Genomic DNA, 1,838 nt, shown 5'->3' on the forward strand with positions numbered 1-1,838 from the left:
GCAACGATGCATAAGTATCACCAGCTCACCCAAGAGGAACGATACAGCATGACGGCCTTGATGCGCAGCGGCTGTTCGCAGGCAGAGATCGCGCGTGAGCTGGGACGCTCGCCGAGTACGATCAGCCGCGAACTGCAACGCAATGCGACCCGGCACGACGGCAACTATCGCGCACAAAAGGCGCACCAGTACGCCGTGGCGCGGAGAAGGCGTTCGCGCCGGACGTCGCGATTCAGTGCGGAACAAATCAAGCAGGTGGAACAACTGCTGAAAAGGAAATGGAGCCCAGAGCAAATCTCGGCGTCGGTGAAGGCTGAAGGCGTGTGGACGATCAGTCACGAGACGATCTATCGGCACATCCTCAAGGACAAGAAGGCCGGTGGAACGCTCTACCGCCATACGCGCATCATGCCCAAACAGCGACGCAAGCGGTACAACAGCAAGGATTCTCGCGGTGTGCTGGCGGGCAAGCGACACATCACGGAGCGGGAGAGCGCGATCGAGCAGCGCCTGACGGTCGGGCACTGGGAGGGTGATACGGTGATCGGCCAGGATAAGCATTACTGCATCCTTACGCTGCTCGAGCGCAAATCAGGCTACGCCATTATCAAGAAACTAACCGCGCGCACGGCCGCGCAAGTGACAACTGCTGCCGCGCTCGCTATCGCTGAGCACGCTGAAAAGTTTCATACCCTCACGCTGGACAACGGCACCGATTTCCATGACTACAAGACACTCGAAGCGCGCTTCCCCTTGCTTTGCTACTTCGCGACGCCGTACCACTCGTGGGAGCGCGGCAGTAACGAGAATCTGAACGGCCCGATCCGGCAATACATCCCAAAAGGCGTCTGCATGAAAAATCTAACCCAGCAAGAATGCGATCACATTGCGCATGAGCTGAATATCCGTCCGAGGAAAAGACATGGATATAAAACGCCGCTGGAGATTTATCATGCGTCCTGAGTACTATTGCACTTCAACGTTGAAACTACGGCTGTTGCTTGGCATATCTAACAACCGCAAAGGCAATCGCAGTTACGGCCACTACAATCAAGAAAGCAGCGACGACCACGACAAAAAATTCGACGTTCTGTGCGTCATCAACATTTGCTGCTCCGAAGAGGTGATCTAGGTAGCGCCAAAATGACTCAGGAAAGCGCGGGAAGTGCTCAGGATTCGCGTACCACCAGCGACTCAGTAATGTCGTTCCGACGAGCACCCACAATACCAGCGCAAAAGTGCGCAAGGCCGTTCTCATTTCACGACCACCTTGCCGTAGGCTCTCAAATTGGCACCTTGAACGGGGACTGGTGATGCGCTCTTGAGTATCGCGCGAATGTGTTGAAAGTCGGCGGCCTTTTCTATAGTGATGCAGCCTTCACTAATTCCGCGTGGCCCTTTTGGATGAAGACGGAAGTGACCTCGCGATAACTGATTGCAGAAGGTTTCGTCGTCGATTTTTCCGTCGACCGCATAGAGAGCAAACCAGTCACTGTGGTCACTGAATAAGTTTCTGAACCACTTAAGTCGGCCACCGCCTTGACGATCAAATATGTAGTATTGACCGGGAGGAATCGGGCCTTGCCCAGCCAGGCAGGCGGAGCTTCGTTTGTTAACGTTTTGCCCTTGACCTGAGAAAGCGGGAGCGGATATGGCGCCTATTTTGAAGGCACTCATGGGTTGATTGTTCAAATCAAATCTGCACTGAAACATACAAACCTTTCTCGATACGTATTGGATACGCTAACGAATGAAATGGACTCCCCCTGCACCTGGGGCATCGGTGTGCCAGATTGGGATTGCGAAAGTCTCAATCACGGTGAGGAGGAGTCGAAATG

At 54.2% G+C, this 1,838-nt stretch carries 3 protein-coding genes; 1 reads left to right on the top strand and 2 read right to left on the bottom strand.

The genetic code is table 11. The annotated features are described in order from the left end of the window. Window positions 1-6 precede the first annotated feature (6 nt). Window positions 7-963 carry an IS30 family transposase gene (locus F464_RS0127590; protein ID WP_026296381.1) on the top strand — a complete coding sequence of 319 codons (957 nt, stop codon included), beginning with the start codon at window positions 7-9 and terminating at the stop codon, window positions 961-963. Window positions 964-988: 25 nt separating this feature from the next. Here the strand turns inward: F464_RS0127590 and F464_RS31280 are convergent, their stop codons facing one another. Together F464_RS31280 and F464_RS30720 are read right to left on the bottom strand one after the other, a co-directional pair. After that, window positions 989-1,258: a hypothetical protein gene (locus tag F464_RS31280; RefSeq protein ID WP_157354291.1), complete on the bottom strand. Its 270-nt coding sequence runs from the start codon at window positions 1,256-1,258 to the stop codon at window positions 989-991. Next, window positions 1,255-1,677 carry a DUF2778 domain-containing protein gene (locus tag F464_RS30720; protein WP_198292356.1) on the bottom strand — a complete coding sequence of 141 codons (423 nt, stop codon included), beginning with the start codon at window positions 1,675-1,677 and terminating at the stop codon, window positions 1,255-1,257. The genes F464_RS31280 and F464_RS30720 overlap by 4 nt, the downstream gene beginning before the upstream one ends. Window positions 1,678-1,838 lie beyond the last annotated feature (161 nt).

The sequence above is a fragment of the Aromatoleum toluclasticum ATCC 700605 genome, from assembly GCF_000378245.1.
Lineage (GTDB): Bacteria > Pseudomonadota > Gammaproteobacteria > Burkholderiales > Rhodocyclaceae > Aromatoleum > Aromatoleum toluclasticum.